This is a genomic window from Pseudomonas sp. FW300-N2F2, assembly GCF_017351655.1.
GTDB lineage: Bacteria > Pseudomonadota > Gammaproteobacteria > Pseudomonadales > Pseudomonadaceae > Aquipseudomonas > Aquipseudomonas fluorescens_AA.
Genome location: NZ_JACNDQ010000001.1, coordinates 923203 through 949988 on the forward strand (window position 1 = coordinate 923203; position 26786 = coordinate 949988).

The 26786-nt window shown below is 61.8% G+C and carries 22 protein-coding genes and 1 pseudogene; 17 read left to right on the forward strand and 6 right to left on the reverse strand.

Translation table 11 applies throughout. The features are described from left to right. Nucleotides 1–106: 106 nt before the first annotated feature. Entirely contained in the window at nt 107–949 is an 843-nt protein-coding gene (locus J4E63_RS04275) for a cache domain-containing protein (protein ID WP_207281202.1), read from the forward strand. A gap of 143 nt (nt 950–1092) precedes the next feature. Here the strand turns inward: J4E63_RS04275 and rapA are convergent, their stop codons facing one another. Continuing rightward, a complete protein-coding gene (gene rapA / locus J4E63_RS04280; RefSeq protein ID WP_060738829.1) occupies nt 1093–3939 on the reverse strand; it encodes an RNA polymerase-associated protein RapA in 2847 nt (948 codons plus the stop codon). A 230-nt stretch (nt 3940–4169) separates the two neighbouring features. Between rapA and J4E63_RS04285 the strand changes: the two genes are divergently transcribed. From J4E63_RS04285 to ccoM, 3 genes are all read left to right on the forward strand, one after another. After that, nucleotides 4170–4511 carry a hypothetical protein gene (locus J4E63_RS04285; RefSeq protein ID WP_060738828.1) on the forward strand — a complete coding sequence of 114 codons (342 nt, stop codon included), beginning with the start codon at nt 4170–4172 and terminating at the stop codon, nt 4509–4511. Between the two features lie 94 nt (nt 4512–4605). Beyond that, nucleotides 4606–4767 (forward strand): hypothetical protein, encoded by a 162-nt coding sequence (locus J4E63_RS04290; protein ID WP_003184513.1) that lies wholly within the window; start codon nt 4606–4608, stop codon nt 4765–4767. Between the two features lie 144 nt (nt 4768–4911). Next, nucleotides 4912–5028, forward strand: coding sequence for a cytochrome c oxidase subunit CcoM (gene ccoM, locus J4E63_RS31080; RefSeq protein WP_025212288.1), 117 nt, complete (start codon nt 4912–4914; stop codon nt 5026–5028). A gap of 256 nt (nt 5029–5284) precedes the next feature. Here the strand turns inward: ccoM and J4E63_RS04295 are convergent, their stop codons facing one another. Both J4E63_RS04295 and J4E63_RS04300 read right to left on the reverse strand, forming a co-directional pair. Then, on the reverse strand, nt 5285–6760 hold the full coding sequence (locus J4E63_RS04295) for an inorganic phosphate transporter (protein ID WP_060738827.1): 1476 nt from the start codon (nt 6758–6760) through the stop codon (nt 5285–5287). Nucleotides 6761–7126: 366 nt separating this feature from the next. Then, the gene (locus J4E63_RS04300; protein WP_003184509.1) at nt 7127–7327 is read right to left on the reverse strand and encodes a hypothetical protein; all 201 of its coding nucleotides are present in this window, start codon (nt 7325–7327) and stop codon (nt 7127–7129) included. Between the two features lie 576 nt (nt 7328–7903). On the opposite strand from J4E63_RS04300, the gene pcaR reads away from it, so the two are divergent. From pcaR to pcaC, 11 genes are all read left to right on the forward strand, one after another. Continuing rightward, nucleotides 7904–8746, forward strand: coding sequence for a pca regulon transcriptional regulator PcaR (gene pcaR / locus J4E63_RS04305; RefSeq protein WP_003184507.1), 843 nt, complete (start codon nt 7904–7906; stop codon nt 8744–8746). Between the two features lie 141 nt (nt 8747–8887). Further along, on the forward strand, nt 8888–10234 hold the full coding sequence (locus J4E63_RS04310; protein WP_207281203.1) for an MFS transporter: 1347 nt from the start codon (nt 8888–8890) through the stop codon (nt 10232–10234). 294 nt (nt 10235–10528) lie between these two features. Further along, nucleotides 10529–11389 (forward strand): CoA transferase subunit A, encoded by an 861-nt coding sequence (locus J4E63_RS04315; RefSeq protein WP_207281204.1) that lies wholly within the window; start codon nt 10529–10531, stop codon nt 11387–11389. Beyond that, nucleotides 11386–12165 (forward strand): CoA-transferase subunit beta, encoded by a 780-nt coding sequence (locus J4E63_RS04320; protein ID WP_053182625.1) that lies wholly within the window; start codon nt 11386–11388, stop codon nt 12163–12165. The genes J4E63_RS04315 and J4E63_RS04320 overlap by 4 nt, the downstream gene beginning before the upstream one ends. Further along, nucleotides 12162–13367: a 3-oxoadipyl-CoA thiolase gene (gene pcaF / locus J4E63_RS04325; protein ID WP_176814202.1), complete on the forward strand. Its 1206-nt coding sequence runs from the start codon at nt 12162–12164 to the stop codon at nt 13365–13367. The genes J4E63_RS04320 and pcaF overlap by 4 nt, the downstream gene beginning before the upstream one ends. A 37-nt stretch (nt 13368–13404) precedes the next feature. After that, nucleotides 13405–14109 carry a protocatechuate 3,4-dioxygenase subunit beta gene (gene pcaH, locus J4E63_RS04330; RefSeq protein ID WP_060738823.1) on the forward strand — a complete coding sequence of 235 codons (705 nt, stop codon included), beginning with the start codon at nt 13405–13407 and terminating at the stop codon, nt 14107–14109. A 1-nt stretch (nt 14110) separates the two neighbouring features. Then, complete coding sequence (pcaG, locus tag J4E63_RS04335; protein WP_060738822.1) at nt 14111–14677, forward strand: protocatechuate 3,4-dioxygenase subunit alpha; 567 nt, start codon at nt 14111–14113, stop codon at nt 14675–14677. A 331-nt stretch (nt 14678–15008) separates the two neighbouring features. Beyond that, entirely contained in the window at nt 15009–16307 is a 1299-nt protein-coding gene (locus J4E63_RS04340) for an MFS family transporter (RefSeq protein WP_207281205.1), read from the forward strand. A gap of 87 nt (nt 16308–16394) precedes the next feature. Next, on the forward strand, nt 16395–17759 hold the full coding sequence (locus J4E63_RS04345; RefSeq protein ID WP_207281206.1) for a 3-carboxy-cis,cis-muconate cycloisomerase: 1365 nt from the start codon (nt 16395–16397) through the stop codon (nt 17757–17759). Nucleotides 17760–17771: 12 nt separating this feature from the next. Beyond that, the gene (gene pcaD / locus J4E63_RS04350; protein WP_207281207.1) at nt 17772–18587 is read left to right on the forward strand and encodes a 3-oxoadipate enol-lactonase; all 816 of its coding nucleotides are present in this window, start codon (nt 17772–17774) and stop codon (nt 18585–18587) included. 10 nt (nt 18588–18597) lie between these two features. Beyond that, on the forward strand, nt 18598–18990 hold the full coding sequence (pcaC, locus tag J4E63_RS04355; protein WP_207281208.1) for a 4-carboxymuconolactone decarboxylase: 393 nt from the start codon (nt 18598–18600) through the stop codon (nt 18988–18990). Nucleotides 18991–19197: 207 nt separating this feature from the next. Here the strand turns inward: pcaC and J4E63_RS04360 are convergent, their stop codons facing one another. Continuing rightward, nucleotides 19198–20451, reverse strand: coding sequence for an OprD family porin (locus J4E63_RS04360; protein ID WP_207281209.1), 1254 nt, complete (start codon nt 20449–20451; stop codon nt 19198–19200). A gap of 496 nt (nt 20452–20947) precedes the next feature. On the opposite strand from J4E63_RS04360, the pseudogene J4E63_RS31085 reads away from it, so the two are divergent. Both J4E63_RS31085 and J4E63_RS04365 read left to right on the forward strand, forming a co-directional pair. Continuing rightward, nucleotides 20948–21060: pseudogene (locus J4E63_RS31085) on the forward strand (nucleoid-structuring protein H-NS); the annotation flags it as partial. A 680-nt stretch (nt 21061–21740) separates the two neighbouring features. Next, the gene (locus tag J4E63_RS04365) at nt 21741–22106 is read left to right on the forward strand and encodes a DUF6124 family protein (protein ID WP_092329017.1); all 366 of its coding nucleotides are present in this window, start codon (nt 21741–21743) and stop codon (nt 22104–22106) included. A 61-nt stretch (nt 22107–22167) separates the two neighbouring features. Here J4E63_RS04365 and adeC read toward each other — a convergent pair whose 3' ends face one another. Further along, nucleotides 22168–23625 carry an AdeC/AdeK/OprM family multidrug efflux complex outer membrane factor gene (gene adeC / locus J4E63_RS04370; RefSeq protein WP_207281210.1) on the reverse strand — a complete coding sequence of 486 codons (1458 nt, stop codon included), beginning with the start codon at nt 23623–23625 and terminating at the stop codon, nt 22168–22170. Further along, nucleotides 23622–26786, reverse strand: a complete 3165-nt coding sequence (gene emhB / locus J4E63_RS04375) for an efflux RND transporter permease subunit EmhB (RefSeq protein ID WP_192263294.1) — start codon at nt 26784–26786, stop codon at nt 23622–23624. Before emhB ends, adeC begins: the two co-directional genes overlap by 4 nt.

Consider the following 26786-nt stretch of genomic DNA (forward strand, 5'->3'; position numbering starts at 1 on the left):
CAATACCCACTGACTTGCCAGGCTCCCCAGCAATCCCCTGAATACTCCAACATCCCCCCACGCCGTCTACGCTCTTGAAACACCAACAAGAACGAGGGGCGCACGCATGGTTTTTTTTCACAGGATGGTCTGGCTGGGTGCAATGCTCATGCTGGGGCTGGCTCAGGCCCAGGCGGCCACTGCGGACGATGGCCAGGCGGCCCGGGCGCTGCTGGAGAAGGCCTTGGCCTATTACCACGACAACGGCGACAAAGCCTTTGCCGCGTTCAGTCGCCAAGGGGAATTCGTCGACAAGGATCGCTACGTGTTCGTGGTGGATACCCAGGGTGTGATGCTCGCCAGCGGCGGGCCGTCCCAGGCGTTGATCGGGCGGGACGTGTCCGACGTGCTGGGGGCGGATTTGCGCAAAGCCTTCAAGGACGCCTTGAAAACCCCCGAGGCCAGTGGCATCCAGCAAGCCGAGTACCGCTGGCAGAACTGGACGGACGGCAAGGTCGAGCGCAAGCATGTGTATTTCCAGCGTGTCGGCGAGCGAATCCTGGCTGTCGGCTACTACCTGCCCCGGGCTTCCGCCGAACAGGCCAGGGCGTTGCTGGACAAGGCCTCGAATGACCTGCTGAAAAACGAGAAGGCCACGCTGACGGCGGTCAACTCCCTCAAGGGCGGCTACTTGCAGGATGACTTGTATGTCTTTGTCGTCGACCTCGATACCCGGCGCTATGTCGGCCATGGCACCAATTTGCGCCTGATCAATACCGACTTCGCCAAGGTCAAGGACCCGGATGGCAAACCGGTGGGCGAGCCGATCCTGGCGTTGATCGGGAAACAGGGCGAGGGAGAGTACGAGTACCGCTGGAAGAATCCGGTGACCGGCAAGGTCGAGGATAAACACGCGTACCTGAAGAAGGTCGGGCATTTCCTGGTGGCGGTGGGATATTACAGCCCTTGATGCGAGGCGCTGGACATTGTGGCGAGGGAGCTTGCTCCCGCTGGAGTGCGCAGCGCTCCCCAAAAAAGGGGGCTGCTACGCAACCCAGCGGGAGCAAGCTCCCTCGCCACAGGTGAATCCCAACAGCCTTCAGACGGTGGCAATCAGCCCGCCACCAGCACCCGAATCGCCTCCAGGCGCAACGCCGCCTTCTCAAGCATCGCCAAGCCTTGCTCGCGCTGTTGGCGCAGGGCCACCAGCTCGCTGTCGCGCACGGTCGGATTGACCGCTTGCAGGGCGGTCAGGCGGGCCAGTTCCTCGTCGGTATCGGCGGCCAGGCGGCGCTGGGCCTCGGCCACGCGTTCAGCGTGACGCGGGGCGATCTTCTCTTCGCCAGCGTTGATCCGTGGCGTGAGCTGGTCGCGCTGGGCCTGGATGAACTTGTTGGCGCTGGCGCGGGGCACGCTTTCGAGTTGGTCGTTCAGGGTCTCGAACGAGACCCGGGCGGCCAGGTCGTTGCCGTTGGCGTCCAGCAGGCAGCGCAGGGCGGCCGGCGGCAGGTAGCGGCCCAGTTGCAGCGAGCGCGGGGCGACCACTTCACTGACGTAGAGCAGCTCCAGCAACACGGTGCCGGGCTTGAGGGCCTTGTTCTTGATCAGCGCCACCGCGGTGTTGCCCATGGAGCCGGACAGCACCAGGTCCATGCCGCCTTGCACCATCGGGTGCTCCCAGGTGATGAACTGCATGTCTTCGCGCGACAGCGCCTGGTTGCGGTCGTAGGTGATGGTCACGCCTTCGTCGTCGCCCAGGGGGAAGCTGGCGTCGAGCATTTTTTCGCTCGGCTTGAGGATCAGCGCGTTTTCCGAATGGTCCTCGCTGTCGATACCAAAGGCGTCGAACAGGGTTTCCATATAGATCGGCAGGGCAAACTGGTCGTCCTGCTCGAGAATGGCCTCCACTAGCGCATCGCCTTCACCGGCACCGCCGGAGTTGAGCTCCAGCAAACGGTCGCGACCGGTGTGCAGCTCGGCTTCCAGGCGCTCGCGTTCGGCACGGGCCTCGTCGATCAGCGCTTGCCACTGGCCATCGTCGGCTTCTTCCAGCAAGGGCAGCAGGCGCGGGCCGAACTGGTGCTGCAAGGCGTTGCCGGTCGGGCAGGTGTTGAGGAAGGCATTCAGGGCTTCGTGATACCACTGGAACAGTCGCGCTTGCGGGCTGGTTTCCAGGTAAGGCACATGCAGCTCGATGGTGTGCTTCTGGCCGATCCGGTCCAGGCGGCCGATACGCTGCTCCAGCAGGTCCGGGTGCGCCGGCAGATCGAACAGCACCAGGTGATGGGCGAACTGGAAGTTGCGGCCTTCACTGCCGATTTCCGAGCAGATCAGCACTTGGGCGCCAAACTCTTCGTCGGCGAAATAGGCCGCCGCACGGTCACGCTCCAGGATGTTCATGCCTTCGTGGAACACCGTGGCCGGAATGCCGGAGCGCACGCGCAAGGCATCTTCCAGGTCCATGGCGGTTTCGGCGTGGGCACAGATCACCAGCACCTTGGTGCGCTTGAGCATCTTCAGGGTGTCGATCAGCCACTCGACCCGCGGGTCGAAACGCCACCAGCGTTCTTCTTCGCTGGCGTCCGGCTGGGCCTGGAAGCTGACTTCCGGGTACAGCTCGGCGTGATCGCCCAACGGCAATTCGAGGTATTCGTCCGGGCAAGGCAACGGGTAGGCGTGCAGCTTGCGCTCGGGGAAGCCCTGCACAGCGGCTCGGGTATTGCGGAACAGCACGCGGCCGGTGCCGTGACGGTCCAGCAGTTCGCGCACCAGGCGGGCGCTGGCTTCGACATCGCCATCATTGACGGCGGTCAGCAAGGCTTCGCCTTCGTTCCCCAGGAAACCCTGGATGGTCTTGTGGGCTTCGGGCGAGAGGCGGCCTTTGTCCAGCAACTCCTGCACGGCTTCGGCCACTGGGCGATAGTTTTCGCTCTCGGCACGGAAGGCCTTGAGGTCATGGAAGCGGTTCGGGTCCAGCAGGCGCAGGCGGGCGAAGTGGCTGTCCTGGCCCAGCTGTTCCGGGGTCGCGGTGAGCAGCAGCACGCCTGGGATGGTTTCGGCAAGCTGCTCGACCAGGGCGTATTGCGGGCTGACCTGGTCTTCGTGCCACACCAGGTGGTGGGCCTCGTCGACCACCATCAGGTCCCAGCCAGCGGCGAACAGCGCGTCCTGGGCCTTCTCATCGTCCACCAGCCACTCCAACGCCACCAAGGCCAGTTGGGTGTCTTCGAACGGGTTGCTGGCATCGCTTTCGATAAAGCGTTCTTCGTCGAACAGCGCGACCTGCAGGTTGAAGCGCCGACGCATTTCCACCAGCCACTGGTGCTGGAGGTTTTCCGGCACCAGGATCAGGATGCGGTTGGCGCGGCCGGACAGCAACTGACGGTGGATGACCAGGCCGGCCTCGATGGTCTTGCCCAGGCCCACTTCGTCGGCCAGCAATACCCGCGGCGCAATGCGGTCGGCCACTTCACGGGCAATGTGCAGTTGGTGGGCAATGGGCTGGGCACGTACGCCGCCCAGGCCCCAAAGCGAAGACTGCAACTGGCGACTGGTGTGTTCCAGGGTGTGGTAGCGCAGGGAGAACCAGGCCAGTGGGTCGATCTGGCCGGCGAACAGACGGTCGCTGGCCAGGCGGAACTGGATGAAGTTCGACAGTTGAGTCTCGGGCAGGGTGACGACTTCGTTCTGCCCGTTGAGGCCGTGGTAGACCAGCAGGCCATCGACGTCATCGACCTCGCGCACGGTCATTTTCCAGCCTTCGAAGTGAGTGATCACATCGCCCGGCGAAAACCGTACACGGGTGAGGGGCGCATTCCGTAGCGCGTACTGGCGAGTGTCGCCAGTGGCCGGATAGAGCACGGTCAACAAGCGGCCGTCCTGTGCCAGAACGGTGCCTAAACCCAGCTCGGCTTCGCTGTCACTGATCCAGCGTTGCCCCGGTTGATACTGCTGCGCCATGCTGCCTGACTCCCGCCTTGAAAAAGCCGGTTATCTTAACGGAAGGATCCTTCAGACCAAAGGATTTACGTACGCTGATTCATTACCAACGGCACGGAACTTACGCTTGCCCAGCGATCAAACAAGCTCGGCCCTGGTGAACGGTGCAATTGCCAACTGGGTCACAAGTTTCGGACCGGCGGTTCAAGCTGCCACTTTAGCCGCCGACAACCTGAAGACAGGAGAACTTTATGTTGCCACCCATGCTCCCTTTGAGCGCTGTACCCATCACCGCTCAACAGGATCCGGTTCGCCAGCGACCGGACATACCGCCCGTGGTCCCGGTGCAGCAAAGCTCCAATGAAAGCACCATTGACCTGCAAAAACGCGACCCGGAAGAGACCGCGCTGCTGTTGCGCGAGGAGCAGCGTCGCCAGCAGGAACGCGACCGTCGTCGCCGCGAGGCCGATGAAGACCCAGAAGTACACCTCGCCGTACCGGGTACCGAGCTCAACGCCGACAACACCGTGCCAGTGGTGCCGCTGATAGACGACGAGACGCGCCAGGGCCTGTGGGTCGATATCCAGATCTGATTCAGGCGTCTGCCTGCACGCACAGGCTGGTCAACGCCGCCAACAGCCCGCATCATGGGCGCATCCGCAATTCACTGCACGATGCCTACACGCCATGAGCCAAGACGACAAGCTGATCGACCTCAGTGCCGAGCGCGCCAAGCGCGTTCACGACCTCAACGAAAAACGCCTCAATGAAGTCCGCCAGGCTTTCGAGCAGGCCATGCCGTTGGGTAAGCCCAAGAAAAAGCCGAAAAACAAACCGAAAAAGCGCTGAACCCCCTCGATCCATTGATGCAGATCAGTTATTTCCCCACCTTTGCGCCCCGTTGCGGGCGTTATTGACCCCGGTCAATTTTCATCCAGGCCTGATTGGTTACCTTGAACCCATCGCAACAGGGGCAAGACCAGGAGGCCAGTCATGTTTTTCGATAATGTGGTGTTTGCCGGGGTGTTGACGGTCGGCCTCATGTTCGTGTTTTTCGCAGGTTTCGGATTATTCATCTGGAAAGACGCACACAAGCGGAAAAAACCGTAGGTCTTTCCGGCTACAACGAGCACGCAAGGCATTTTGGGCGACTTCGGTCGCCCTTTTTTTTGGCCAATTCTTGCTGTTTCAACGCAAAACAACTGTGGGAGCGAGCTTGCTCGCGATGAGGGCCTGTCAGTCGACATCGACGTTGGCTGATACACCGCTATCGCGAGCAAGCTCGCTCCCACTTGGGCTGGGTGTTTTGGGGCATAAAAAAAGGTGCGAACCGCAAGGGTCGCACCTTTTTTGTCAGCCGCTGGAATCAGCTACCCAGGGCCTTGGATGCCAGCCAGAACAGCCCGGCCGACAGGGCCACCGTCGCCGGCAGGGTCAGCACCCAGGCCAGCAGGATGTTGCGCACGGTGCCACCTTGCAGGCCGCTCTTGTTGGCGACCATGGTGCCGGCCACGCCCGAGGACAGGACGTGGGTGGTGGAAACCGGCAGGCTGAAGATGTTCGCCGCGCCGATCATGCACGCGGTGGTGATCTGGGCCGACATGCCCTGGGCGTAGGTCATGCCTTGCTTGCCGATCTTCTCGCCGATGGTCAGCACTACACGCTTCCAGCCGATCATGGTGCCCAGGCCCAGCGCCAGTGCGACGGCCAGGATCACCCAGAACGGGGCGTATTCGGTGGTGGCGGTCAGGTCCTTGCGCAGCTTGTTCAGGTCGTCTTTCTCACGAGCGGCCAGGCCCGGCAACTTGCCGACCTTCTTCGCCGTGTCGTCCAGGCAAAGCAGGTAGCGACGAACCTCGATGCGTCGTTCCGACGGCAGCGAATGGTAGTCCGCCACGCCTTTGAGCGTGTCGAGCAGGGCATTGATGGTCGGTTCGGTCTGCTGCGGGTTGCAGCGGAATTTCTCCGGCAGATCGCCTTCCACGCTTTTGCCCAGCGCCAGGAATTCACCCAGGGACTCGTTGTTGCGTTGGTAGAACTGGCTCAAGTGCAGGGTCGCGTCTCGGGTCCGCTCGATCTGGTAGGTGGTGCTGCCCAGGTCGAGTACGAACTGCGCCGGCACGATACCGATCAGCACCAGCATGATCAGGCCGATACCTTTCTGGCCATCGTTGGAGCCGTGGACAAAGCTGACGGCCATGGCCGAGATCACCAGGACCAGGCGATTCCAGAACGGTGGGTGCTTCTTGTCGTCGATCTGGCGGCGCTGTTCCGGTGTCTTGTGCATCTTCGACAGCGGGCGCCACCATTTCAGGCCAATCAGCACCAGGGCGGCGATCAGGAAACCGGCCATGGGCGAGAACACCAGGGAGGCGCCGATATCGATCGCCTTCTGCCAGTTCACCCCATCGGCCAACGGGATATCGTTGATCAGCGCATTGGCCAGGCCTACGCCGAGGATCGAACCGATCAACGTGTGGGAACTGGACGCCGGGATACCGAAGTACCAGGTGCCCAGGTTCCAGGTAATGGCCGCTGCGAGCAGCGAAAACACCATGGCTAGCCCGTGTCCGGTGTTCACATTGATCAGCAGCTCCACGGGCAGCAGGTGAACGATGGCGTACGCCACCCCCACGCCGCCCAGCAGCACACCGAGGAAATTGAACACACCGGAAAAGAACACCGCCAGGTGAGGCGGCATGGCTTTGGTGTAGATAACAGTGGCAACCGCGTTAGCGGTGTCATGAAAGCCGTTGATGAACTCGAAGGCGAGGACAAAAGCCAGGGCGAGCAAGAGGCTCACAAGCACCCAAGCATCCAGTCCGCTGAATAAATCGATCATGAAGGTTTTCTGACCCGGTCGTAAGGGGGCGCGATTATGCCAGAAAACCTCGGTAATCGATGCACTGCCTGCTCATCGGTAACATTCTTCAACGAAATAATTTGTAGGAAAGCCTCAAGCGCGAGGTTTTCCAAGGGGTACGTAACCCCTTGATTCAGGGGCGCAAAGCGCATCCGACCAGGATCGCCGTCAACTGTAGGACGCCTCGAGAAATTGTATGAAATATCTGAAAAGGAGGTCGGCCATGACCCTTCCCGATTGTCGGACGAGGAGCGGATGGCGGCCCGCTCATGGCGGGCGTGCGCTATGGCTTCCGGCCAGGGTGGCGGCCGGAGACCTCTTCACAAGAACATCGGGCCCGGAGCGTCACTGCTCTTCGGCTTTGAGTTCTTTTTCCATTTTCTGAAGTTCCTGGGTGAAGGCCTGGTCCTGAACGGTGGCGCGCTTACGCCAGGGTTTGCGTTCCGGTTCAGGTTGCGCGGCGTAGGTGGTGACCTCCCCGCCGTAAACTTCCTTGTAACGTTGTTCCTGGCGCTCAAGTTCCGCGCGCAGTTCGTCTTTCGTCACAGTTCTACCTAAATTAAATGAAGTTGAATCTGGTGATACGCACTGCATGTGGACATGCAGACGGCCACGGCACCAGAGCTGACAGCTGACGTAGCATCAGGGCTTCGCGTTGTTGCCAAACAGGGGAAGCGACCATGAAGGTGCTTCGGGCACCAGGGTCGCGACCACGATGCCTGCGTACGGGAACGGTCGATTGGCCGTACCGTCGCTGTTTTGCATTATAGCGGCCCAGCCGAATAACACTATCGGGAAAAAGTAAAAGGCGTTGTTGTTGTGTGAACTCATGTTTTTATGTGCAACTTGTACTGCCGCTCGCAGAAGATACCGGCTAGTGCCGCTAGCCAGATGCCGTTCCCGCCGACTAGTTCAATATTGCTAACATCGTCACGTCAAACCGTGTGTTGTTTCCCGCAAAACTTACTATCGATCGCGTCCACGGCAGGCCGCTTATTCGGCGCCTGGCCTGATTGCGATTATCGGTCGACGGTTCGATAATCGAACGATCTTGGCCGGCGGCCCTTGCTTGCCCATCGGGCAGCCGCTTGAATAGCCGTCACTCCCGGGGAAGGAACAGACATGAACGACCAATTGCGCAATGCCTTCACTTCCGTAGCGCCACCGATCGTCGCCTCGCCGGCCAAGCGGATCCAGGCCCTGACCGGTGATCCCGATTTCATGACGTCCCTGGCCCGCGGGTTGGCGGTGGTCCAGGCCTTCCAGGAGCGCAAGCGGCACCTGACCATCGCCCAGATCAGCCACCGCACGGAAATCCCCCGCGCTGCCGTCAGACGTTGCCTGCATACCTTGATCAAGCTTGGCTACGCCACCACGGACGGGCGCACCTATTCGCTGCTGCCTAAAGTGCTGACCCTCGGTCACGCCTATTTGTCCTCCACGCCCCTGGCCGTTTCTGCCCAACCGTACCTGGACCGCATGAGCGAGCAACTGCACGAAGCCTGCAACATGGCCACGCTCGAAGGCGACGACATTCTCTACATCGCCCGCTCCGCCACTACCCAGCGCCTGATTTCGGTTGACCTGTCGGTGGGCGGGCGCCTGCCAGCCTATTGCACCTCGATGGGCAGGATCCTCCTGGCGGCCCTGGATGATGCGTCGCTGCGCGACTACCTCGACCACGCCGACCTGCAAGCCAAGACCAGCCGCACTTTGCATACACCCGAAGCGTTGCTCGAGTGCCTGCAACAGGTGCGGCAGCAGGGCTGGTGCATCGTCGACCAGGAACTGGAACAGGGCCTGCGTTCGATTGCCGTGCCGGTGTACGACGCTTCCGGTCAAGTGGTGGCCGCGCTCAACGTCAGTACCCATGCCGGGCGGGTCAGTCGCAATGAGTTGGAACAGCGCTTCCTGCCAGGCCTGCTGGGGGCCAGTCGCGACCTGAGCGCGCAACTGTTCACTTAAGCTGTTCGATAAACGCACACAGTCGGCGGCGATGAATTGACGGTATTTGCCTGGCCTCATTAATGTCGCGCAGCGTCATCCGGCGTGTTTCGCCGGTTTCTGATTCGTTCGCCTGCGTTTCTTGCGTGGAATAAAAATAAAATGAACCAGCCCCAGACCTCCGTAGGCCACTGCCTCGATGTGCAGTCCTTCATCAATGCCCAACCCATTTCGCGCTATCAGTGGCGGGTGGTAATCCTCTGTTTCCTGATTGTGTTCCTCGACGGCCTCGATACTGCCGCCATGGGGTTCATCGCCCCGGCCTTGTCCCAGGACTGGGGCATTGATCGCGCCAGCCTCGGCCCGGTGATGAGCGCCGCGCTGATCGGCATGGTGTTCGGCGCGCTGGGCTCCGGGCCGCTGGCTGACCGCTTCGGGCGAAAAGTCGTACTGGTGGGCGCGGTCCTGCTGTTTGGCGCGTTCAGCCTGGCGTCGGCCTACAGCACCAACGTCGATCAATTGCTGGTATTGCGTTTCCTGACCGGCCTGGGCTTGGGCGCCGGGATGCCGAACGCCACCACCTTGCTCTCGGAATACACCCCGGAACGCAAGAAGTCCCTGCTGGTGACCAGCATGTTCTGCGGCTTCAACCTGGGCATGGCCGGCGGCGGGTTCATCTCCGCCAAGCTGATACCGGCGTTTGGTTGGCACAGCCTGCTGCTGATTGGTGGGGTCCTGCCGTTGATCCTGGCAGTGGTGTTGCTGTTCTGGCTGCCGGAATCGGCGCGTTACCTGGTGGTGCGCAATCGCGGTACCGACAAAGTGCGCAAGACCCTGGCACCGATCGAGCCACACACGGTTGCCCAAGCGACGAGCTTCAGCGTACCGGAACAGAAAACCGTGAAAGCCCGCAACGTGTTGGCGGTGATTTTCTCCGGCACCTACAGCGCCGGCACCTTGCTGCTGTGGCTGACCTATTTCATGGGACTGGTGATCGTCTACCTGCTGACCAGCTGGCTGCCGACCTTGATGCGCGACAGCGGCGCGAGCATGGAACAGGCCGCGTTTATCGGCGCGTTGTTTCAATTCGGCGGCGTGTTGAGCGCCGTCTTCGTCGGTTGGGCAATGGACCGGTTCAATCCGCACAAGGTCATCGGCCTTTTCTATCTGATGGCCGGGTTGTTTGCCTACGCGGTGGGGCAGAGCCTGGGCAACATCACCTTGCTCGCCACCCTGGTGTTGGTGGCTGGCATGTGTGTCAACGGCGCGCAATCGGCGATGCCTTCCCTGGCGGCGCGTTTCTACCCGACCCAGGGCCGGGCCACCGGCGTCTCGTGGATGCTGGGCATCGGTCGCTTCGGCGCGATCCTCGGGGCCTGGATGGGCGCGACCCTGCTGGGCCTGGGGTGGAACTTCGAACAGGTCCTGACGGCCCTGGTCATTCCGGCGGCCCTGGCGACCACGGCGGTGGTGATCAAAGGCATGGTCAGTCATGCGGATGCGACCTGAGCCAGTGCTTAAGCCTGTAAGCAACCCTGTGGGAGCGAGCTTGCTCGCGATAGCAATGTGTCAGCGACTGATGCCTGTCTGATCCACCGCCATCGCGAGCAAGCTCGCTCCCACAGGGATCTCTGTGTACTGGGATAAATCGATAGCCAAACAACAATCCGTTCGATAAACGAACACTCAGTCGATTATCGGATTGTTTGGCCTTTTTCCGCAGCTTAATCTTCAGTCACTCCGGCGCTTAACCTCGCGCCTTTTTTCTTCATGTCGGTCTACTGGAAAACGGGAGCCTGCCCCATGGCTGAAATCCTTTCGCTGCACGACGCGGTGAAGCAATTCGTCAACGACGGCGATACCGTCGCGCTCGAAGGCTTCACTCACCTGATTCCTACGGCGGCGGGTCATGAAATCATTCGCCAGGGCAAGAAAGACCTGACCCTGGTGCGCATGACACCTGACCTGATCTATGACCAGTTGATCGGCGCCGGTTGTGCTCGCAAATTGATTTTTTCCTGGGGCGGCAACCCTGGCGTCGGGTCGTTGCACCGCTTGCGCGATGCCGTGGAGAAACAATGGCCGCACCCGCTGGAGATCGAGGAACACAGCCACGCCGACCTGGCCAACGCCTACGTCGCCGGCGCCTCCGGCCTGCCATTCGCGGTGTTGCGGGCCTACGCCGGCTCCGACCTGCCGAAGGTCAACCCGCTGATCAAGAGCGTAACCTGTCCCTTCACCGGTGAAGTATTGGCCGCCGTGCCTTCGGTTCGCCCTGATATCACTGTGATCCACGCCCAGAAAGCCGACCGCAAGGGCAACGTGCTGCTGTGGGGCATTCTCGGTGTGCAGAAAGAAGCCGCCCTGGCCGCCAAGCGTTGCATCGTCACCGTGGAAGAAATCGTCGACGACCTGAATGCGCCGATGAACGCCTGCGTCCTGCCGACCTGGGCGTTGAGCGCGGTGTGCCACGTACCGGGCGGTGCTCATCCGTCCTACGCCCACGGTTACACCGAGCGTGACAATCGTTTTTATCAGGCGTGGGATCCGATCGCTCGGGACCGTGAGACGTTTACCACATGGATCAACGAATACATCCACGGCACTCGGGATTTCAGTGAATTCCAGGCCAGACTGGCAGCTGCTTCGCAGGTGAAACCATGACCTACTCCACCAACGAAATGATGACCGTCGCCGCGGCGCGTCGCTTGAAAAACAATGCCGTGTGCTTCGTGGGCATCGGTCTGCCGTCGAAAGCGGCGAACCTGGCACGGTTGACCTCGTCGCCGGACGTCGTGCTGATCTACGAATCCGGCCCGATCGGTGCCAAGCCCAGCGTGCTGCCGCTGTCCATCGGCGACGGTGAGCTGGCGGAAACCGCCGATACCGTCGTACCGACCGGTGAGATTTTTCGTTACTGGCTGCAGGGCGGGCGTATCGATGTCGGTTTCCTTGGCGCGGCTCAGGTCGACCGTTTCGGCAACATCAACACCACGGTGGTGGGCGACTACCATCAGCCGAAAGTTCGCTTGCCGGGTGCCGGTGGCGCACCGGAAATCGCTGGCTCGGCCAAGAGCGTGTTGATCATCCTCAAGCAGTCGGCGCGTTCGTTTGTCGACAAGCTGGATTTCATCACCTCGGTCGGCCATGGTGAAGGTGGCGATTCGCGCAAGCGTCTCGGTCTGCCGGGCGCAGGGCCCGTGGGCATCATCACCGACTTGTGCATCATGGAGCCGGAAGCCGGCAGCCATGAATTCGTGGTCACCGCGCTGCACCCCGGCGTGACCCGCGAGCAAGTCATTGCGGCCACCGGGTGGGCGATCCGTTTCGCCGACCAGGTGCAAACCACCGCCGAGCCGACCGAGGTGGAGCTGCGTGCACTGCGCGACCTTGAAGCTCGCACCGCGGCGGCCCACGGCCAGGCACCGGGAGAAGCCTGATGCGCGACGTTTATATCTGTGATGCGATTCGAACCCCCATCGGTCGGTTCGGCGGCGGTTTGTCCGCCGTGCGTGCCGATGACCTGGCGGCTGTGCCGATCAAGGCGCTGATGGAACGCAACCCATCGGTGGACTGGAACGCGGTGGACGAGGTGTTCCTCGGCTGCGCCAACCAGGCTGGCGAAGACAACCGCAACGTGGCGCGCATGGCGCTGCTGTTGGCGGGCCTGCCGCAGAGCATTCCCGGTGTGACCCTCAATCGTCTTTGCGCCTCGGGCATGGACGCCATCGGCACCGCGTTCCGCGCCATCGCCAGCGGCGAAATGGAACTGGCGATCGCGGGCGGTGTGGAGTCGATGTCCCGTGCGCCGTTCGTGATGGGCAAGGCTGACACCGCGTTCTCCCGCAACATGAAACTGGAAGACACCACCATCGGCTGGCGCTTCATCAACCCGTTGATGAAAGCCCAGTACGGTGTGGACGCGATGCCACAGACGGCGGACAACGTGGCCGACGATTACGCCGTGTCCCGCGCCGACCAGGACGCTTTCGCCTTGCGCAGCCAACAGCGCACGGCGGCGGCCCAGGCGGCGGGTTTTTTCGCCGAAGAAATCGTGCCGGTGCGCATCGCCCATAAGAAAGGCGAAACCGTGGTCGAGCAGGACGAGCATCCTCGCGCCGACACCACGTTGGAGACCTTGAGCAAACTCAAGCCGGTCAACGGGCCGGACAAGACCGTCACCGCCGGCAACGCATCCGGCGTGAACGACGGCGCAGCGGCGCTGATCCTGGCCTCGGCCGAGGCGGTGAAAAAACATGGCCTGACGCCTCGCGGCAAAGTGCTGGGCATGGCCAGTGCCGGCGTCGCTCCACGGGTGATGGGCATCGGCCCGGTACCGGCGGTACGTAAGCTCACTGAGCGCCTGGGCCTGGCGGTCGCCGATTTCGATGTGATCGAACTCAATGAAGCGTTTGCCAGCCAGGGCCTGGCGGTGCTGCGTGATTTGGGGCTGGCGGACGATGCGCCGCAGGTCAACCCGAACGGCGGCGCCATTGCCCTCGGCCATCCGCTGGGTATGAGTGGGGCGCGTTTGGTGATGACGGCGTTGCACCATCTGGAAAAGACCGGCGGCAAGAAAGGCCTGGCGACCATGTGTGTCGGCGTCGGCCAGGGTCTGGCATTGGCCATCGAACGCGTCTGACGCGTCGCTCTACTAATAAGAAACCGAGGAATGCTTCATGACTGACAAGCCTGGTTATCGTCGCCCCCAAGCGGGCACCCAGCCGGAGTATCTGCACCCGCCGTACCAGTCCACCAACCTGCGCTCGCCGTCCAAGCCATTGGTGTTCCTGCCGCATTCGTTGTCGGAAATCACCGGCCCGACTGTCGGCGCCGACCGCGTGCAGGAAAAGGACTACGACCTGACCGCCCAGCATGCCGGCGAGCCACTGGGTGAACGGATCATCATTCACGGGCGCGTGCTGGATGAGCACGGTCAGCCGGTGCCGGGCATCCTGGTGGAAATCTGGCAGGCCAACGCCGCCGGTCGCTACAACCATGACCGTGACAACCACGACGCGCCGCTGGACCCGAATTTCACCGGCACCGGTCGCACTGTCACCGATGCTGATGGTTGGTATCAGTTCCAGACCATCAAGCCTGGCGCCTACCCTTGGGGCAACCATCACAATGCCTGGCGCCCGGCGCATATCCATTTCTCCCTGTTCGGGCCGAGCATCCTGACGCGCCTGGTGACGCAGATGTACTTTCCTGGCGATCCGTTGCTGGAGTACGACCCGATCTACAACTGCGTGCCGGACACGAGTGCCAAGGAACGCCTGATTTCCAGTTTCGACCTGGAAAAAACCATCCCTAACTACGCCCTCGGTTATCGCTGGGACATCGTCTTGCGCGGCCGCGATGCCACGCCGATGGAGAAATAAGATGACGCTCACCGCCACCACGTCCCACACCGTTGGCCCGTACTACCACATCGGCCTGACCTGGCTGAACCGCGAAGACCTGACTGTCGCCGAAACCCTCGGCCAACGCGTGGCGATCACCGGGCAGGTGGTCGACGGCAATGGTCAGTTCGTCAACGACGCGATGCTGGAAGTCTGGCAGGCCAACGCCGCCGGCAAATACGCCCACCCGGAAGACGACCAGGACAAACCCCTGGACCCGCATTTCGAAGGCTTCGGCCGAGTGCCGGTAGATGCCGAAGGGCGTTTTCGCTTCACCACCATCAAGCCGGGCACCGTACCGGGGCTGGCAGGCACGACCCAGGCACCGCACCTGGTGGTGCTGGTGTTCGCTCGCGGGCTGGTCAAGCATTTGCTCACGCGCATCTATTTCGACGGCGAACAGGCCAACGAAACCGACCCGCTGCTGGCCTGCGTCCCCGAAGAACGTCGCGGCACAATCGTGGCCAAGCCTGATGCGTCGGGTGTGTACCAGTGGAACGTGATCCTTCAGGGCACAGATGCCGAGACGGTGTTCTTCGATTACTGAGTCATGATTTTCCTGTGGCGAGGGAGCTTGCTCCCGCTCGGCTGCGAAGCAGTCGCAAAACCTGGCACTGGGGTCATCCTGATACACCGGGTCGCCGGCTTTGGGCTTGCTGCGCAAGCCAGCGGGAGCAAGCTCCCTCGCCACAGGGGATATGAACCCAGCCCAGAAGTGTATGAACCCACAGGACCACAGCAATGGCATGAACCCTGTGGGAGCGAGCTTGCTCGCGATGGCGGCGCTATAGGCGCTACCGTTTGAAAGACTGTTTGTGGAACGGGATTGTTACGAAGTGTGTCTAGACTTTGTCCATTCCCCAACGAGTGAATAACCCATGGCCACCCCAATCGTCAGCCACTACACCGGTGAAGAGCGCAGCAAGCGCATCTTCGCCATCGTCGGTGCTTCATCCGGCAACCTGGTCGAATGGTTCGACTTCTACGTCTATGCGTTCTGCGCGATTTATTTCGCGCCGGCGTTCTTTCCGTCCGACAACCCGACGGTGCAACTGGTCAACACGGCCGGTGTGTTCGCCGCCGGGTTCCTGATGCGACCCATCGGTGGCTGGATTTTCGGCCGGGTGGCGGATCGTCACGGGCGCAAGAATTCGATGATGATCTCGGTGCTGATGATGTGTTTCGGCTCGTTGCTCATCGCCTGCCTGCCCACCTACAAGGACATCGGCGTCTGGGCGCCGGTGCTGCTGTTGTTCGCGCGTTTGCTGCAGGGCCTGTCGGTGGGCGGCGAGTACGGCACCACCGCCACCTACATGAGCGAAGTCGCCCTCAAGGGCCAGCGCGGTTTCTTCGCCTCGTTCCAGTACGTGACGTTGATCGGTGGGCAACTGCTGGCGGTGTCGCTGGTGGTGATCCTGCAACAGTTTCTCAACGAAGACGAACTGCGTGCCTACGGCTGGCGGATCCCGTTCGTGGTCGGCGCCGTGGCCGCATTGATTTCGCTATTCCTGCGGCGGTCCCTGAAGGAAACCAGCAGCAAGGAAATGCGTGAGAACAAGGATGCTGGCAGCATCGCGGCGCTGTTTCGCGACCACAAGGCCGCGTTCGTCACCGTGCTGGGCTACACCGCCGGCGGTTCGTTGATTTTCTATACCTTCACCACGTACATGCAGAAATACCTGGTGAACACCGCCGGCCTGCACGCCAAGACCGCCAGCTACATCATGACCGGCGCGCTGTTTCTCTATATGTGTATGCAGCCACTGTTCGGCATGCTGGCGGACAAGATCGGCCGGCGTAATTCCATGCTTTGGTTCGGTGGCCTGGGGGCGTTGTGCACGGTGCCGATCCTGCTGACCCTCAAAAGCATCAGCAGCCCGTTCCTGGCGTTTATCCTGATCACGCTGGCGCTGGCAATCGTCAGTTTCTACACCTCCATCAGTGGCCTGGTGAAAGCCGAGATGTTTCCACCTGAAGTGCGAGCGCTGGGAGTAGGGTTGGCCTATGCGGTGGCCAATGCGATTTTTGGCGGATCGGCCGAATACGTCGCCTTGAGCCTGAAGGCCCAGGGCATGGAGAACGCCTTTTATTGGTATGTCACGGTGATGATGGTCGTGGCGTTCCTGTTCAGCTTGCGCCTGCCCAAGCAACCGGCGTATTTGCACCACGACCTTTGAATCCACCTGATCATTTGAGGCTTGTTTGAGTCATTGTGGCCACAGCAATCTCTGGCCACAGGACATCCACCTTCCCAAGGACTGTTTATGAGCGAACGACCGGGCAATCAGCTGTTTGATGCCTACTTCACCGCCCGCGACATGCGCGAGGTGTTCTGCGATGCGGGCCGGGTCCAGGCCATGCTGGACGTCGAAGCCGCCTTGGCCCGGGCCGAGGCGCGGGTGGGGTTGATTCCGCAAAGTGCCGTGGCGTCGATCGAAAAGGCCTGTCGCGCCGAGTTTTATGATTTTTCGACGTTGAGCGAAGCAATCGCCAGCGCTGGCAATTCGGCGATTCCGTTGGTCAAGGCGTTGGGCAAGCGCATCGCCGCCGAGGATGCCGAAGCCGAGCGCTACGTGCACCTGGGCGCAACCAGCCAGGACGTGATGGACAGCGGGCTGGTGCTGCAACTGCGCCAGGCATTGAGGTTGATCGAAGGCGAGCTGGCGCAACTGGCCGCCATTCTGGCCCGACAAGCCGAACGCTACGCCACCACACCGCTGGCCGGACGCACCTGGCTGCAACACGCCACGCCGGTGACACTGGGGATGAAAATCGCCGGTTGGCTGGGGGCGATCACCCGCAGTCGCCAACGCTTGAAAGAGCTCAAGCCGCGCTTGCTGGTGCTGCAATTCGGCGGCGCCTCCGGGACGCTCGCCGCCTTGGGTGACCAAGCGCTGCCGGTCGCCGAAGCCTTGGCCGCCGAACTGCAACTGACCCTGCCGGAGCAGCCGTGGCACACCCAGCGTGATCGTTTGGTGGAGTTTGGCGCGGTGCTGGGGTTGATCGCCGGCAGCCTGGGCAAATTGGGCCGCGACATCAGCCTGTTGATGCAAACCGAGGCCGGTGAAGCGTTCGAACCCTCCGCACCGGGCAAGGGCGGTTCGTCCACCATGCCGCACAAGCGCAACCCGGTGGGCGCGGCGGTGCTGATCGGTGCAGCGACGCGAGTCCCCGGTTTATTGTCGACGCTGTTCAGCGCCATGCCCCAGGAACACGAGCGCAGCCTGGGTTTGTGGCACGCCGAATGGGAGACCTTGCCGGAAATCTGCTGCCTGGTCTCCGGTGCCTTGCAACAGGCGCGACTGCTGGCCGAAGGGCTGGAAGTGGATGCGGCGCGCATGGCCCGCAATCTGGAACTGACCCAAGGGTTGGTGCTGGCCGAAGCCGTCAGCATTGTCCTGGCCCAGCGTGTCGGGCGCGATACCGCCCATCATTTGCTGGAGCAATGTTGCAAGCGCGCCGTGGCCGAACAGCGGCATCTACGCGAGGTGCTGGGAGACGAACCCCAGGTCACCGCGCAGCTATCGGCAACCGAGATTGATCATCTGCTCGACCCGGCGCACTACCTCGGACAAGCCCAGACCTGGGTCGCCCGAGCCGTGGCCGAACACTTTGCCTTGAACGCCTGAAAGGAGATTGTTGTGGGATTCGTCAAACTCGCCGAGGGCGATCTGAACTATTGTTTTGATGAGCGGCGACTGGACGGGACGCAAGACGCCCCGGTGCTGGTGCTCTCCAACTCACTGGGCACTGATTTGCACATGTGGGACGAGCAGGTCGCGGCCTTCAGCGAACACTTTCGCGTGCTGCGTTTCGACACTCGCGGCCATGGTCAATCGCTGGTCACCGAAGGCCCCTATAGCATCGAACAACTGGGTCGCGATGTGCTGGCGATGCTCGATCAGTTGAACATTGATAAGGTGCATTTCTGTGGCTTGTCCATGGGCGGGCTGATTGGCCAGTGGCTGGGGATCAATGCCGGCGAGCGCCTGCACAAACTGGTGGTGTGCAACACCGCCGCCAAGATCGGCGACCCGTCGGTGTGGAACCCGCGCATCGAAACCGTGCTGCGCGACGGTAAAGCGGCGATGGTCGCGCTGCGGGATGCTTCGATCGCCCGCTGGTTTACCGCGGACTTTTCCGAGGCTCATCCTGCGAAGGTGAAGAAAATCACCGACATGCTCGCTGCCACATCGCCCCAGGGCTACGCGGCCAACTGTGCGGCTGTGCGTGATGCCGATTTCCGTGAGCAGTTGTCGTCGATTCGTGTGCCACTGCTGGTGGTCGCCGGCACCGAAGATGCCGTGACGCCACCGTCGGGTGGGCACTTTATCCAGGAGCGGGTCAGTGGGGCCGAGTACGCCGAGTTCTACGCCGCGCACCTGTCCAACGTCCAGGCCGGCGCTGCGTTCAGCACCCGGGTGCTGGATTTCCTGCTTGATTCCAGCCGCGTCTGAGGAGTTTTTTGTGGACGAGAAACAACGTTACGATGAAGGCATGCAAGTACGCCGCGCGGTACTGGGCGATGCCCACGTCGACCGCAGCCTCGATGCCCTGACCGAGTTCAACAGCGAATTCCAGGAGATGATCACCCGCCATGCCTGGGGCGACATCTGGACCCGCCCAGGCCTGCCGCGCCATACCCGCAGCCTGATCACCATCGCCATGCTGATCGGCATGAACCGCGCCGAAGAGCTCAAGCTGCACCTGCGCGCCGCCGCCAACAACGGCGTGAGCCGCAGCGAGATCAAGGAAGTGATCATGCAGAGCGCCATCTACTGCGGCATCCCGGCAGCCAACGCCACCTTCCACCTGGCTGAGTCGGTGTGGGACGAACTGGGCGTCGAGTCGCGGGTTTAAGTGGGTTTCATCCCCTGTGGGAGCGAGCTTGCTCGCGATCGCGGTGGTTCAGTTGATGGGGATGTTGAATGTGATGACGCCATCGCGAGCAAGCTCGCTCCCACACTGGATCTTCAGTGAGCACAAATTTTGTGCGCGGCACTGATCCGCTGTGGGAGCGAGCTTGCTCGCGATGACGGTGGTACAACCTCCATCCATGTTTGGCTTCTACAGCAGGCTGATCGGATAGCTGATGATCAACCGGTTCTCATCAAACTCGTTGGTGCTGTAGTCCCGACGCATCGTTGAGTTACGCCACTTCACATTCAGGCTCTTCAGTGCGCCGCTCTGCACGGTATAGGCCAGCTCACTTTCCCGACCCCATTCCTTGCCATCGTCGACCGTGGCGGTGTGCACGTTGTCACCGCTGATGTAGCGGTTCATCAGGGTCAGACCCGGCACGCCGACCGCGGCGAAGTTGAAGTCGTGGCGCAGTTGCCAGGATTTTTCCTTGGCGTTGTCGTAGCTGGAGTTGTAGCTGTCGTTGGCCAGGGTGCCGCCGCTGGTGCCGTTGACGCGCATCCAGGCATCGTCGCCGCCGACTTTCTGCAGGCCGACATAGAAGGTGTTGCCGCCGTATTTGGCCGAGAGCATGGCGAACGCGGTTTTGTTGTCCAGGTCGCCGGCCAGGGCGCTGCCGTCTTCCTTGCCGATGAAGTAGCCGAGGTTGGCGCCCAGGGTCCAGTCGCCGATGGGCTGGCTGTGGGTCAGGTTGAAATATTGCTGCTGGTAGATGTCGGACAGTTCCGCGTACCACACGCCAACCTGGGTGCGTTTTTCGTTGAAGGCGTATTCGCCACCGCCGAAGTTGAAACGATCGGAGGTGAACGCACCGCGGCCGTTCATGGACATGTCTTCCATGCTCGCGTCGTTGCGCGGGCTGTTGCCACGGAACTGGCCGCCGTAGAGGCTCAGGCCGTTGATTTCGGTGGAGGTCACCTGGCCGCCACGGAAGGTTTGCGGCAGGGAGCGGCCGTCGTCGGAACGCAGGATCGGCAGCACTGGCATCCACTCGCCGACCTTCAATTCGGTCTTCGACACCTTGGCCTTCAGGGCTACGCCCAGGCGCCCAAAGTCATCGGCCGGGCGACCGTCGTCATGCACCGGCAGCAATTGCGTACCCGCCGTGCCACGACCGCCGTCGAGCTTGACCGAGTACATCCCCAGTATGTCCACGCCGAAACCGACCGTGCCCTGGGTGAACCCGGACTTGGCATCAAGGATGAAACTCTGGGTCCACTCCTCGGCCTTGCCCTGGGCGTTGTTCGGGTTGGTGAAGTTGCGGTTGAAATAGAAGTTACGCAGGTTCAGCGTGGCCTTGGCATCTTCGACAAACCCCGATTCCGCCGCCAGGACGGGCAGGGCGGTACTGGTCAGGGCGACGGCAATGAGGCTGGGGAACAAGTGCTGTGTGGGCTTCATGGGCGTTGTCTCTATTTTTTGTGGACGAAGCGGGTCGTTGCCGCACGTTTTGAAGTGCGGGCGGTGAGGGTGGAGCCTGGGGTGTCAGGGCGATCGGGGATCAGCCGGGCGAGGCGGGGCGTAGGGGCATGGCGTCGAACCTGTTGTTATTGGTTTTGTGCGAGGGATGGTGAAGGGCGGCCCGGGATCGGTTCAATTGCCGTTTGCGGGTTTTGGGCGATTATCGAACAGCAAAATAATCGATTGGATGGACGCAATTTCCTGTGGGAGCGAGCTTGCTCGCGATGGCGGCCTTACGCCCGGCCTCTCTCTTGCGGACCGAGTACATATCCATTCCTGCGGTAACGGCCACTTAGGGTTTCGCCCTTACGGCGACTCACTTTTGAGAAGCGCAAAAGTAAGCAAAACGCTTTATGCCCCACCACTCGGCACCTCGCCTAGGCTCGGTGTGCCCTCACTCCGGCATTGCTCCGTGGGCCGCCGCGAAGGGCCATCCATGGCCCAGCGCGGCTATCCCGGCATCCATGCCGGGATGCCCACTCCACAATGCCTGCGTTCGGCCATCGTGGTTAACGGGGCGCCGAGATCAACGTCCGACGCGAGGCGGCCTGCCAGCCGGCCTGGCTCTCACGGTCGTACTCCGATCCAATTGTGGGAGCGAGCTTGCTCGCGATGGCGGCCTGACAGCCGACCTGATTCTGGCATCTGGACTCCGATCCAATTGTGGGAGCGAGCTTACTCGCGATGGCGGCCTGACAGCCGACCTGATTCTGGCATCTGGACTCCGATCCAATTGTGGGAGCGAGCTTGCTCGCGATGGCGGCCTGACAGCCGACCTGATTCTGGCATCTGGACTCCGATCCAATTGTGGGAGCGAGCTTGCTCGCGATGGCGGCCTGACAGCCGACCTGATTCTGGCATCTGGACTCCGATCCAATTGTGGGAGCGAGCTTGCTCGCGATGGCGGCCTGACAGCCGACCTGATTCTGGCATCTGGACTCCGATCCAATGTGGGAGCGAGCTTGCTCGCGAAGACGATGGCACAGTCGTTGAAGATGTTGAATGCTCCGGCCTCTTCGCGAGCAAGCTCGCTCCCACAAGATTTGTGGCCGGTCTGACAGACGCGGCGATTTTTCCGACGAGGTTTTAAGGTTGCTGCTCGGAAGCGGTATCTCTAGCTTGTACGTGTCGCTGCCAATCCAGCGACCGGGTCTGCAAGCCCGCCGAATTCGTTAGGCGCCAGCGCCCGGGCCCACGTCTCGGGCTCCAATTGATGCAGGAGCGCCGTTATGAAAAAACATCATCCTTCTTCGCCATCAGAGAGCACCTTCCCCTACAACGACCCCGATCCGGAAAAGCTCCAAGAGGCCGCAGACCGGGCACTCGATTACCATCTGGGCACCCACCCTGATCCCAAACCCAAAACCTCAACACAAGTCTTCACCGTCATCGATACCATCGACACGGAGTGTCTCCTGGCCAATCTCAGCGAAACCCTGGCCTCGGCCAATGCCATGGTCAGTGACTTGGCGTTCGAGTTGGAGGGCTCGCGGCGGCATGTCGCGCTCGGCGTGGCGCAGATGATCGAGCTGAGTGAATTGTTGGCTAATCGTGCGCTGGATATCGTCGACCCGCGTTCGCCAAGTCGGAGTTGAAGCAGGCACAAACAAAAAAGCCCACCTTTCGGTGGGCTTCGTGTTCAACCTTCAACATCCATCAGAACAATTTCATCTTCGGCGCTTCTTCTTTCACCGGTTCGTTCTTGCCCGTCTCGGCATTCCAACCACCGCCCAGTGCCTTGTACAAATTGACCTCGCTGGTCAGTTGCGCAAGGCGGTCAGTGATCAGCGACTGTTGCGCGCTGAACAACTGGCGTTGGGCGTCGAGGAAGGTCAGGTTGCTGTCGACGCCGATGCGGTAGCGACGCTCGGCCAGGCGGTAGTAGTCCTGGTTGGCGGCAACGAAGTCGGTCTGGGCCTGCAACTGTTCGTTGTAGGTCTGGCGGGCGGCCAGGCCGTCGGAGACTTCCTGGAACGCTGTCTGAATCGACTTCTCGTACTGCGCGACGTTGATGTCTTTCTGGATCTTGGCGTAGTCCAGGCTCGCTCGCAGGCTGCCGGCGTTGAAGATCGGCAGGTTGATCTGCGGCGCGAAGGTCCAGGTGCCCGAACCGCCCTTGAACAGGCCGGACAGGTCCGGGCTCAGGGTGCCGGCGTTGGCCGTCAGGCTGATGCTCGGGAAGAACGCGGCCCGTGCGGCGCCGATGTTGGCGTTGGCGGCCAGCAGGTTGCGTTCGGCCTGGAGGATGTCCGGACGACGTTGCAGCAGGTCCGACGGCAGCCCGGCCGGCACTTTGCTGAGCAGGTCATCGCTCAACGGTTGCGAGCTCAGGTTGGCCGGCAGGCCGGTGCCCAGCAGCAGGGTCAGGCTGTTTTCGTCCTGGGCGACCTGGCGAGTGTAGCGGGCCAGTTGCACACGGGCGTTTTCCACCGCGGTACGCGCCTGGCTCAGGTCCAGGGCCGAGGCCACGCCGACTTCGGCGCTGCGCGAGGTCAGCTTGAAGCTTTGCTCGTAGGCCCCAAGGGTTTCCTGGGTCAGCTTGAGCAGTTCCTTGTCGGCCTGCCAGGTCAGGTAGGCATTGGCGACGTTGGCCACCAGGCTGATCTGGGTGCTGCGGCGGGCTTCTTCGGTGGCGAAGTAGCTTTGCAACGCTTGCTCGCTCAGGCTGCGAACCCGACCGAACAGGTCCAGTTCATAGGCGCTGATGCCCAGGGTGGCCGAGTAGGAACTGCTGATGGACGCTTCACCGGTTTGCGAAGCCCGGGCCGGCAGGCGCTGGCGGCTGCCGGAACCGGTGGCCGAGACCGCCGGGAACAGGTCAGCGCGCTGGATGCGGTATTGCGCGGCGTAGGCATCGATGTTCAGCGCCGCGACGCGCAGGTCGCGGTTGTTTTCCAGGGCGACCTGGATCAGCTGTTGCAGCGCCGGGTCATGGAAAAACTGCTTCCAGCCTTGCTCGGCGGCGGCCTGGCCGGGCGCCTTGGCTGCCTCGTAGGCCGGCCCTTGCGGGTACTGCGCCGCGACCGGTGCTTCGGGCCGCTGATAGTCGGGGATCAGCGAGCAACCGCTGAGCACGACGGCGGCGATGGTCAGGGAGAGGAGCGACTTGCTCATTGGCCAGCCTCTTTAGAAGTTTCAGGAGTATCGTCCTGGTCCGCATTTTTGCGGCGACCTATCGACGACACGGTCACGAAGAACAGGGGCACCCAGAAAATCGCCAGGATGGTAGCGGTCAACATGCCGCCGATCACACCGGTGCCAATGGCGTGCTGGCTGCCCGAGCCGGCGCCGGTGGAAATCGCCAGCGGGACCACGCCGAGGACGAACGCCAACGAGGTCATGATAATCGGCCGCAGACGCATCCTACAGGCTTCGATGGCGGCTTCCACCAGCGTTCGTCCCTGTTCGTGGAGTTCCTTGGCGAATTCCACGATCAGAATGGCGTTTTTCGCCGCTAGGCCGATGGTTGTCAACAGGCCCACCTGGAAGTACACATCGTTGGACAGGCCGCGCAAGCTGGTGGCCATCAAGGCACCGATGATCCCCAGTGGCACCACGAGCATGACCGCGATCGGAATCGACCAACTTTCATACAGCGCCGCCAGGCACAGGAACACCATCAGCAGCGACAAGGCGTACAACGCCGGCGCCTGGGAACCCGACAGGCGTTCCTCATAGGACAGGCCGGTCCAGGAAATACCCACGCCGGCCGGCAGCTTCTTGGCGATGGCTTCGACTTCGGCCATGGCTTCACCAGTGGAGTAGCCCGGTGCCGGGGTACCGAGGATCTCCATCGCTTCCACGCCGTTGTAACGCGCCAGTTTCGGCGAGCCGTAGACCCACTCGCCCTTGGCGAACGCAGAGAACGGCACCATGGTCCCGGCGCTGTTGCGCACGTACCACTTCTGCAGGTCTTCGGGGCTCATGCGCGAGTTCGGCTGGCCCTGGACGTACACCCGCTTTACCCGACCACGGTCGATGAAGTCGTTCACATAGTTACTGCCCAGTGCAATCGACAGGGTGTTGTTGATCTCCGAGAGCGTGATGCCCAGCGCGCTGGCCTTCTCGTCATCGATTTCCAACTGGTATTGCGGTTCATCGTTCAGACCGTTCGGACGTACCTGGGCCAGTACCTTGCTCTGGGACGCCATGCCCAGGAACTGGTTACGGGCTTCCATCAGCTTGTCGTGGCCAATGCCGGCACGGTCCTGCAGGAACACGTCGAAACCGGTGGCGTTACCCAGTTCCATCACCGCTGGCGGGGCGAAGGCGAACACCATGGCGTCGCGGAAGGTGAAGAAGTGTTGCTGGGCGCGGCCAGCGATCTTGAACACGGTGTTGTCAGCGTTACGCTCTTCCCACGGCTTGAGCATGATGAATGCCAGGCCCGAGCTTTGGCCACGACCGGCGAAGTTGAAGCCGGTCACGGTGAACACCGAGGCCACACCGTCGCCTTCGCCGCCGTCCTTGCTGGGGCGCAGCAGGAACTCGCGCATGTTGTCCACCACCACCTGGGTGCGCTCGGCACTGGAGCCGGCTGGTGTCTGTACCTGGGCAAACAGCACGCCCTGGTCTTCTTCTGGCAGGAACGCTGTCGGGATGCGGGTGAACAGCCAGACCATGCCGACCACGATGATCACGTAGACCAGCAGGTACGGGGCCTTGTGCTTGAGCATGTTGCCCACGCCACGTTCGTAGCTCCTGACGCCACGGTCGAAGCTGCGGTTGAACCAGCCGAAGAAGCCGCGTTTCGGCGTGCCGTGCTCGCCTTTCGGAATGGCCTTGAGCATGGTGGCGCACAGGGCAGGGGTGAAGATCAGTGCCACCAGTACCGACAGGGCCATGGCCGAGACGATGGTGATGGAGAACTGCTTGTAGATCACACCGGTGGAACCGCCGAAGAACGCCATCGGCAGCAGTACCGCCGAGAGCACCAGGGCGATACCCACCAGGGCCCCCTGGATCTGGCCCATGGATTTCTTGGTGGCTTCCTTGGGCGACAGGCCTTCTTCGCTCATCACCCGTTCGACGTTTTCCACCACGACGATGGCGTCGTCCACCAGCAAGCCGATGGCCAGCACCATGCCGAACATGGTCAGGGTGTTGATGCTGAAACCGAATGCCGCGAGGATCCCGAAGGTGCCCAGCAGTACCACCGGCACGGTCATCGTGGTGATGATGGTGGCGCGGAAATTCTGCAGGAACAGGAACATCACCAGGAACACCAGCACGACCGCTTCGACCAGGGTCTCGATCACGCCCTTGATCGACTCGCTCACCACCGGGGTGGTGTCGTACGGGAATACCACTTCCAGGCCTTGCGGGAAGAATGGCTTGAGGTCGTCGACGGTCTTGCGCAGGGCCTTGGCCGTGTCGAGGGCGTTGGCGCCGGTGGCGAGCCGCACCGCCAGGCCGGAAGCCGGGAGGCCGTTGAACTGGGCGTTGATGCTGTAGTTTTCACCGCCGAGGGCGACATCCGCCACATCGCCGACACGCACTTGCGAGCCGTCCGGATTGACCTTGAGCAAGATGGCCTTGAACTGCTCGGCGGTCTGCAGGCGGGTCTTGCCGATAATGGTGGCGTTCAGTTGCTGGCCGGGCATGGCAGGCAGGCCGCCGAGCTGGCCGGAGGCGATCTGGACGTTCTGCGCGGAAATGGCCGTGCTCACATCCACCGGGGTCAGGTTGAAGTTGTTCAACTTGGCCGGGTCGAGCCAGATCCGCATGGCGTACTGGGCGCCGAAGACCTGGAAGTCACCGACACCGGCGGTGCGCGAGATCGGGTCCTGCATGTTGGACACGATGTAGTTGGACAAGTCTTCCCGGGTCATGCTGCCGTCACGCGACACCACGCCGATCACCATCAGGAAGTTTCGCACTGACTTGGTGACGCGGATGCCCTGTTGCTGCACTTCTTGCGGCAGCAATGGAGTGGCGAGGTTCAGCTTGTTCTGGACCTGGACCTGGGCGGTATCGGAGTTGGTGCCCTGCTCGAAGGTCGCAGTGATGGTCATACTGCCGTCGGAGTTACTTTCCGAGGACACGTAACGCAGGTTGTCGATACCGTTGAGCTGCTGCTCGATGACCTGCACCACGGTGTCCTGCACGGTTTGCGCGGACGCACCCGGGTAGGTCACCTGGATCGCAATGGCCGGCGGCGCGATGCTCGGGTACTGGTTGATCGGCAATTTGAGGATCGATAGAGCCCCGACCAGCATGATCACCAGGGCGATCACCCAGGCGAAAATCGGACGGTCGATGAAAAATTTCGACAT